This is a genomic window from Pseudoroseomonas cervicalis ATCC 49957 (genome assembly GCF_000164635.1).
Lineage (GTDB): Bacteria > Pseudomonadota > Alphaproteobacteria > Acetobacterales > Acetobacteraceae > Pseudoroseomonas > Pseudoroseomonas cervicalis.
The window spans coordinates 43,408-51,268 of the sequence record NZ_GG770779.1; the positions used below are offsets into that span (position 1 = coordinate 43,408).

The 7,861-nt window shown below is 72.9% G+C and carries 7 protein-coding genes; 3 read left to right on the forward strand and 4 right to left on the reverse strand.

Annotation, left to right across the window (positions count from 1 at the left end):
- A partial coding sequence (locus HMPREF0731_RS11470) for a VWA domain-containing protein (protein ID WP_007004291.1) occupies nucleotides 1–305 on the forward strand: 305 nt, incomplete at its 5' end.
- 183 nt (nucleotides 306–488) lie between these two features.
- Complete coding sequence (locus HMPREF0731_RS11475; protein ID WP_007004292.1) at nucleotides 489–1,607, forward strand: 2-aminoethylphosphonate--pyruvate transaminase; 1,119 nt, start codon at nucleotides 489–491, stop codon at nucleotides 1,605–1,607.
- Between the two features lie 90 nt (nucleotides 1,608–1,697).
- Here HMPREF0731_RS11475 and HMPREF0731_RS11480 read toward each other — a convergent pair whose 3' ends face one another.
- The 4 genes from HMPREF0731_RS11480 to HMPREF0731_RS11495 all read right to left on the reverse strand — a co-directional run bounded on the left by HMPREF0731_RS11480 (nucleotide 1,698) and on the right by HMPREF0731_RS11495 (nucleotide 5,861).
- Nucleotides 1,698–2,417 (reverse strand): haloacid dehalogenase type II, encoded by a 720-nt coding sequence (locus tag HMPREF0731_RS11480; protein ID WP_007004293.1) that lies wholly within the window; start codon nucleotides 2,415–2,417, stop codon nucleotides 1,698–1,700.
- A 23-nt stretch (nucleotides 2,418–2,440) separates the two neighbouring features.
- Nucleotides 2,441–4,204, reverse strand: coding sequence for a chloride channel protein (locus HMPREF0731_RS11485; protein WP_007004294.1), 1,764 nt, complete (start codon nucleotides 4,202–4,204; stop codon nucleotides 2,441–2,443).
- Entirely contained in the window at nucleotides 4,201–4,911 is a 711-nt protein-coding gene (locus tag HMPREF0731_RS11490; RefSeq protein WP_007004295.1) for an RluA family pseudouridine synthase, read from the reverse strand. The genes HMPREF0731_RS11485 and HMPREF0731_RS11490 overlap by 4 nt, the downstream gene beginning before the upstream one ends.
- 80 nt (nucleotides 4,912–4,991) lie before the next feature.
- Entirely contained in the window at nucleotides 4,992–5,861 is an 870-nt protein-coding gene (locus tag HMPREF0731_RS11495) for a branched-chain amino acid aminotransferase (protein ID WP_007004296.1), read from the reverse strand.
- A gap of 150 nt (nucleotides 5,862–6,011) precedes the next feature.
- On the opposite strand from HMPREF0731_RS11495, the gene HMPREF0731_RS11500 reads away from it, so the two are divergent.
- Entirely contained in the window at nucleotides 6,012–7,688 is a 1,677-nt protein-coding gene (locus tag HMPREF0731_RS11500; RefSeq protein WP_007004297.1) for a patatin-like phospholipase family protein, read from the forward strand.
- The last annotated feature ends 173 nt before the right edge of the window (nucleotides 7,689–7,861 follow it).

Consider the following 7,861-nt stretch of genomic DNA (forward strand, 5'->3'; position numbering starts at 1 on the left):
GGCTCGCCCTGCTGGCGCGCTGCCCGGCGCCGGCCGACCGGCTGGCGCTCGACGTCTCGGGCGATGGCGCGCACAACCAGGGGCGGGCGCCCGGGCCGGTGCGCGATATCGGAGTGGCGGCCGGGGTGACCATCAACGGGCTCGCCGTGCTCAATGAGGAGCCGGATCTGCTGGCGCATTACGAGGCGGAGGTGATCGGCGGGCCCGGCGCCTTCGCCCTGTCCTGCGCCGACTACGCCGATTTCGCCGAGGCGATCCGGCGGAAGTTGCGGCGGGAGATCGGCGGCGCGCTGCTTGTTGCGTAGCAGCAAAGCCTTCTTTTTCTGAAGAAAAAGAAGCAAAAAGACTTTATCGGCTTGGCGCAGGCGCCGGCGGGCTTTCCTTTGGCGCGGCGGCGGTGCAGCCTTGGGGCGCTGTTTGTGCAGAGGCGCGGGTCCGGCCCGCCGGCTTCCGGATGGCATCTCCCCTGTCTTCCTCAGGACCCGAACATGCTGCTGCTCATTCCCGGCCCCGTGCAGACCCGCCCCGAAGTGCGGGCGGCCATGGCCGTGGACATCGCCCCCTGGGACCGTGACTTCGCCCCCGAATACATCGCCATCCGCGAGAAGGTGCGCGACATCGCCGGCGGCAAGGCCGGCCAGCATGTCTGCCTGCCGCTGCAGGGCGCCGGGCATTTCATCACCGAGGCGGCGATCCGCACCTTCGCCCCCGCCCACTCCGGCAAGCTGCTGATCGTGCGCAACGGCGCCTATGCCGAGCGCATGGCGCGGCTGGCGCGCGAGGCCGGGCGCCAGGTGGTCGAGCTGCCCGCCCCCGACACCGGCGGCGTGGCCCCCGCGGCGGTGGCGGCGGCGCTCGCCGCCGACCCCGCCATCACCCATCTCGGCATCGTCTATTCCGAGACCGGCAGCGGGCTGGTGAACGACGTGCCGGCGCTGGGCGCCGTGGTGCGCGCGGCGGGGCGGCGGATGATCGTCGACGCCGTCTCGGCCTTCGGCGCGCTGCCCTTCGACCTCTCGGCGCAGCCGGAGGTGGATGCCGTTGTCTTCACCTCGAACAAATGCATCGAGGGGCTGCCCGGCATCGGCTTCGCCATCTGCCCGATCGAGCGGGTGGAAGCCAGCCGCGGCCAGGCCGGCTCCTGGTCCTTTGACCTGGCGGATGTCTACGACACCTCGCTGCGCGCCGGCTGGGGCAGTTTCCGCTTCACCCCGCCGGTGCAGGCGCTGCACGCCTTCGGCGTTGCGCTGGACATTTTCATCGCCGAGGGCGGGCAGAAGGCGCGGCTGGCGCGCTACCGCGAGAATTGCCGCATCCTCTACGAGGGCGCGCAGGCGCTGGGCCTGCAGCCTTACCTGTCCTGGGAGAATCAGGGCCCGATCATCGCGTTGTTCCACCAGCCGCGGCAGGAGGGTTTCACGCTGCAGGGCTTCGTGGATGCGCTGAAGCGGCGCGGCGTGCTGATCAGCAATTTCTACAACACCGAGGCGCCGACCATGCGGATTGGCTGCATCGGCCATGTCGGCCCGGACGAGATGCGGTTCGCGCTGGGCGCGATGCGTGGCGCGCTGGAGGAGCTGGGCGTGCGCCGCCGCGACGCGGCTTGAACGGGACGGCGCCCCGCAGCGCGGGGCGCCCCTGGCAAAGTCTTTTTGCTTCTTTTTCTTCAGAAAAAGAAGTTTCTTCCATTTATTATTTTAAGTTCCTAAAGCGCTCGCCAGATCCTCCATGTCGCGCGCCACCACATCCCAATCCTGTTCCGGCGCCAAGTCGGTGGTCTGACCTGGCCCGTGCTCGGTGGGGCGGGGGATGAAGGCGGTGCGCAGCCCGCAGCGCCGCGCCGCCGCCAGATCGCCATTGTGCGCGGCGACCAGCATCACCTGCCCGGGGCGCAGCGCCAGCACCTCGGCGGTGCGCAGATAGGCTTCCGGTGTCGGCTTGTAGGCCTGGGCCACCTCGGCGCCGAGGATGGCGTCCCAGGGCAGGCCGGCGCGCTTGGCCATGTCCAGCATCAGCCGGATATTGCCGTTGGAGAGCGGCGCGATGATGTAGCGCGCCTTCAGCCGGGCGAGGCCCGCGACCGAATCCGGCCAGGGGTCCAGCCGGTGCCAGGCCAGGTTCAGCTCGTCCAGCTCCGCCTGCGGCACGCGGGCGGGGTCGATGCCGTAGCCGGGCAGGATCTGCTCCAGGTTTTCCCGGTGCAGCACGTCGAGCCGGGTGAAGGGCCGGCGGCCGCTGCGCACCTCCTCCATCGCCGGCGAGTAGCGGCGGCGCCAGGAATCGGCGAAGCCGGCCGGGTTGGCGCCGGCGGCGCCATGCCGGGCCAGGAAGGGCGCCGCCTCCCGCGCCACGCCCTGCCGCCAATCGACCACCGTGCCGAACACGTCGAACACCAGCGCCTGCACATCCTGAACCATGGCTTTCCGCCTTTCCCCCGTGATTACGCGGCCATTCCCAACTCGTCCTGGCGGCGCTTGTCCAGCTCCTCGCTGTAGCGGCGCAGCAGGTAGGAGGCCTTGACCAGGCCGATGACGCAGGAGGTGTCCTTCTGGTCCACCACCGCCAGCGCCTCGGCATCGGTCGCGTCGAACAGCGCCATGGCCTGCTTGGCGTTCTGCGCCGGCAGCAGCACCTGGCCGGCCAGGTGCAGCAGGCCTTCCACCGTGGCGTCCTCCTCCAGCTCCGGCGCGTGCGCCTCGGCCACCAGGATCATGCCGGCATAGCGCCCGGCGGCGTCGAGGGCGACGACATGGGTGGTGGCGCCCAGCGGGAAGTCGCGGCGGAAGGCGCTGATGCGGGTGTCCTGCCGCACGGTGCGGATGTCGCGCCGCATCAGCTTGCCCACCGTCAGGTCGTGCAGCCAGCCGACATCATGCGCGCTGCGGATCGCCTCGCCGCGCAGGTGGAAGCGCCAGGTGGCGAAGGAGTAGCCGAACAGCCGCCGCACCGTGGTGGCGGAGACGATGACGGCCATCACCACCACGCCGGCGATGGCGAAGCTGCCCGTGGTCTCCAGCGCCAGCAGGGTCATGGCCAGCGGCGCGCCGATGACGGCGGCGCCGAAGGCGGTCATGCCGACGATGGCGCCGAGCAGCGGGTCCACCGCGATGCCGAGCGCCAGCGCGCCGGAGGCCACCAGCTTGCCGAGCAGCGCGCCCAGCAGCAGCGAGGCGAAGAACAGCCCGCCGCGGAAGCCGGCGCCGATCGAGATGGCGGAGGCCAGCGCCTTCAGCAGCAGCAGCGTCACCAGCGGCAGGGCCGGGCCTTCCACCACGAAGGCCAGGTGCAGCGCGCCATGCCCGGCCGAGAGCACCGCGGGCGTGACCAGCGCCAGCGCGCCGACGGCCAGCCCGCCCACCGCCGGGCGCAGCGTGCCCCAGGGGATGGCGCGGCGCAGCCCGGCCTCGGTGACGGTGACGCCGCGCATCAGCGCGATGCCGGCCAGGCCGCAGGCCAGGCCGATCAGCAGCGACAGGCCGGTATCGTCCCAGTCCGGCGCGCCGAGCCCGGAGGCCAGCAGCTGGGTGCCGCCGCCGAGCCAGGCGGTCACCAGGCTGCCGGCCACGGCGGCGGCCAGCACGGGCGCCAGGTAGGCGATGGCGTAGCTGCCGATCACCAGCTCGAAGGCGTAGAAGGCGCCGGTCAGGGGGGCACCGAAGGCGGCGGCGATGGCGCCGGCCGCGCCGCAGCCCACCAGCACGCGCAGATCGCCGCGCCGCAGCCCGAAGGCGCGGCCCATGCGCGAGGCGGCGCCGCCCCCGGCCTGGGTGTAGGCGGCCTCCAGCCCGACCGAGGCGCCGAAGCCGTTGGAGAGCAGGTTCTGCGCCCCCACCACCACCCCGTCCCACAGCGACATGCGGCCGCCATGCAGGGCGTTGGCCTCGATCGGGTCGATGGGCTGGCGCGGCCGCCAGCGCGCCAGCGCCAGGCCGAGCAGCCCGAGCAGCAGCCCGCCGGTGGCCGGCGCCAGCAGCAGCAGCAGCGGCTCCGGGTCGCGCAGGGCGGAAAGGCCGTGCTGGCTCTCGGGGCCGAAGATCAGCAGGTGCATGCCGCGCGCGGCGCCGCCCAGGGCGGCGGCCAGCAGCCCGCTCAGCAGCCCGGCCAGGGTGCCGAGCAGCAGGATGCCGAGCTCGCTCTGCCGCACCGCGTCGCGCAGCGAGCCGCCGGGGACACGCTGCTGCAACCAGGTGCGGAAGCCGCTCATGCCGCCTCGCTCCAGCCGCAGGCGGCGAAGGCGTCGCGCAGCGCGGGTGGCACCGGCGCGGTGGCGGAGAGCGGCGGGTCCAGCGGCAGCTCGATGGCGCGGGCCAGCAGATGCAGCCCGCCCGGCGCCTTCGTGCCGTAGAAGGGGTCGCCCAGGATCGGCCAGCCCTGGGATGCGCAATGCACGCGCAGCTGGTGGGTGCGCCCGGTCTCCGGCCGCAGCTCCAGCCAGGCGAGGCCCGGGCCACGGCCGCGCACCCGCCAGCGGGTCAAAGCGGGCTGGCCGTCGGGATGCGCCTCCATCCGCCAGCCGGTGGCGGCGCTGCTGGTCTTGCGCAGGGGGAGGTCGATGCGGCCCGACTGCGCCGCCGGCCCGCCCCGCACCACGGCCCAGTAGGTCTTGCGGGCGCGGCCCTCGGCGAACAGCCTGCCGAGCGCGGCGAGCGCCGGCTTGGTGCGGCCGAGCACCAGGCAGCCGGCGGTGTCGGTGTCCAGGCGGTGCGCGGGTTGTGGCCAATGCCGCTTGCCCTGGGCGAGCGCCGGGAGGTGGTCCTCCAGGCTGGCGCCGCCGCGCGGGCCGCGATGCACGGGCAGGCCGGCGGGCTTGTCGATCACCAGCACCGCCTCGGTCTGCAGCAGGATCTTGAGAGGGGCGCCGCCCCTCTCAAACTCTCCCCGCCAAGAACCTGAGGTTCTTGGATCTCCCATCAGAGTCTCCACGGATGGCGGGGTCCGGGGGGACCCTGTCCCCCCGGCGGGGGCGCGGGGGCGGAGCCCCCGCCTCACGCTCAGGCCGCCTTCGGCAGCAGGCGGCTGGTGCGCTCGGCCCAGTCGAAATAGAGCTGCCTTGCCTTCTGCGCGACCGGCCCGATCGGCAGCTGGCGGCCCTCGAAATTGGTGCAGTACTGCACCTTGCCGAAATTGCCGGTGGCGAAGATCTCATCCGCCCCGCGCAGCATGTCGGGGGTGATGACGCATTCCCTCGCCTCGATCCCCGCCTCGCGCAGCAGGCCGAGCACGCGGGAGCGGGTGATGCCGGCCAGGTAGGTGCCGTTGGCGATCGGCGTCATCACCACCCCGTCCTTGACCATCATCAGGTTGGAGGTGGCGAATTCGGCGACATTGCCCTCGAAATCCGACATCACGGCGTTGTCGTAGCCATGCTCGCGCGCCCAGCCGGCGGCGCGGGAGGAGTTCGGATAGAGGCAGGAGGCCTTGGCGTCGGTCGGCGCCATGTCGGCGGCCGGGCGGCGGAACGGCACCATGCAGGCCGAGAAGCCCTTGGAGACGTCCGGCATCGGCGAATCATAGATCGACAGGATGAACTCGGTGCTGTCGCCATCCGGCTGCGCGGCGCCGATGCCGCGGCGGACGAAGAACATCGGACGGATGTAGAGCTCGGCGTCGGGGCCCATGCGGCGCACGCCCTCGCGGCACAGCTCCTCGATCGCCTCGGCCGAGAGGGTCGGCTTCATGCCCATGGCATGGGCGCTGCGGATGACGCGCTGGCAGTGCAGGTCGAGATCCGGCACCAGGCCGCGGATGGCGCGGGCGCCGTCGAACAGGATGGAGCCGAGCCAGAAGGCGTGGTCCATCGGGCCGAGCACCTTGGGCTCCTCGGTCAGCCACTTGCCATCGTGCCAGAAGACGCCCGCCATGGAACCAATCCTTCAGTGAAGCCAATGAGGGCGGGAAGACTGCCACGGGTGCCGGGTGGGGTGAAGGGTGCGGGCGCCAGAAGTTTCTTTTCGAATCGACAACAAAAATGCCTAAGGTTCCGCTGGTGCGACGCGGAAGGGCCGAGACCCATGACCTCCCCGAACCCTGTGGCGGGCAATGCCACTTTCCAGCTGGGGCTGGTGCTGGCGGGGGCGGTGTCCGCCGGCGCCTACACCGCCGGCGTGCTGGACTTCCTGACCGAGGCGCTGGACCGCTGGGATGGCGCGCGCGAGGCGGCGGTGCCGCCGCCGGCGCATCGCGTGGTGCTGAAGGCGGTCAGCAGCGCCTCGGCCGGCAGCATGTGCGCGGCGATCCTGGCCGCGGCGGCGGGGCGGCGCTTTCCGCCGGTGCGCGCCACCGATCACGCCGCCTACGAGGCGCGGCAGGGCGGCCCGCGCAACCCCTTCTACGACAGCTGGGTGCTGGCGCCGCGGCTGGAGCGGCTGCTCGACACCGGCGACCTGCAGGGGGGACCGCTGCTCTCGCTGCTGAACGGGACCTGGCTGCGCGACGTGGTGGATGCGGCGCTGAACGGCCATGGCGTGGCGCAGGGCTGGTGGCTCCGGCCCTGGATCGACCCGGCGCTGGAGTTGCGGCTGACCCTGGGCAACCTGACCGGCCAGCCCTATTGCGCCGCCTTCGGCGGCGCCGCGGGGCAGGGCCTGCCGATGATGCGCCACGCCGCCATGGCGGATTTCCGGCTGGGGCTCGCGGCGCCGCAGGGCAGCTGGTGGGGATTGTCCGGCGAGCCCACGGCGGTCGCGGCCGACTGGTCGCTGCTGGGCCGCGCCGCCCTGGCCTCGGGCGCCTTCCCGCTGTTCCTGCCGGCGCGCGAATTGCCGGCCGGCCCCGCCAACCTGCTGTCGCTGCTGGTGCCGACCGGGCAGAAGCGCGGGCCGCTGCACCTGGCCGAGTATCGGACCCTGGCGCCCCTGGCCACGCCGGCGGCGCCGGCCACCATGCTCTGCGTCGATGGCGGGGTGTTCGACAATGAGCCGGTGCAGCTCTGCCGCTCGCGGCTCGTCGCGCCGGGCGAACGCATGCCGCGCGAGGGGAGGGAGGCCGATCGCGGCCTGATCATGGTCGATCCGTTCCCCGCCCCCGACCCCTTCGGTCCGACCAGCGAGAAGACGCCGATCGGCAAGGTGGCCTGGGCGCTGCTCTCCGCCTGGAAGAACCAGGCCCGCTTCCGGCCGGAGGACATCGCCCTGGCCTTCGACGAGGCCGCCTACAGCCGCTACCTGATCGCCCCGTCCCGCCCGCCCGGCGGCGCCGGGGGCGGTGCGCCCTCTCCCCTGGCGGCGGGCGGGCTGGCGGGGTTCCTCGGCTTCTTCCATGTCGAGTACCGCCGGCACGACTATTTCCTCGGCCGCCGCAACGCGCAGAACTTCCTGCGCCACAGCTTCGCCCTGCCGCGGGAGAATCCGCTCCTTGCCGATTGGCGGCAGCGCGAGGTGGCCATCTCCGCGGCCTATCCGGAGCTGGTGGCGCAGGCCCAGGCCGCCTCGGCCACGGGGGGCGCGCATTGGCCGCTGGTGCCGCTGCTCGGCCCCCTGGCGGTGGAGGAGCCGCTGCCGGCCTGGCCGGCGGGGCGCTTCGGCCCGGCCTCGCTGCAGGCGCCGCTGCGGGCGCGGCTGAAGGCCCTGCTGGGCGCCTCCGGCCTGCCGCGCCTGCTGACCGGGCTCGGCAACTGGGCCTATGGCGACAAGGCCGTCGACTGGGCGATCCGGCAGGTGGCGGAGGAGCTGCGGATCCAGCAGCTCTGATCGGCGCGGGCCCTGGCGTGGCGGTGCGGCGGGCGTAAAACCCGGCCTCCGCCGCCAAGGATGCCGCCATGCCCCGCCTGAGCCTGACCGAAGCCGAAACCCTGGCCGAAGCCGCCCTGCGCGGGGCCGGCGCCGGCCCCGGCATGGCCGCGGCCACCGCCCGCGCGCTGGTC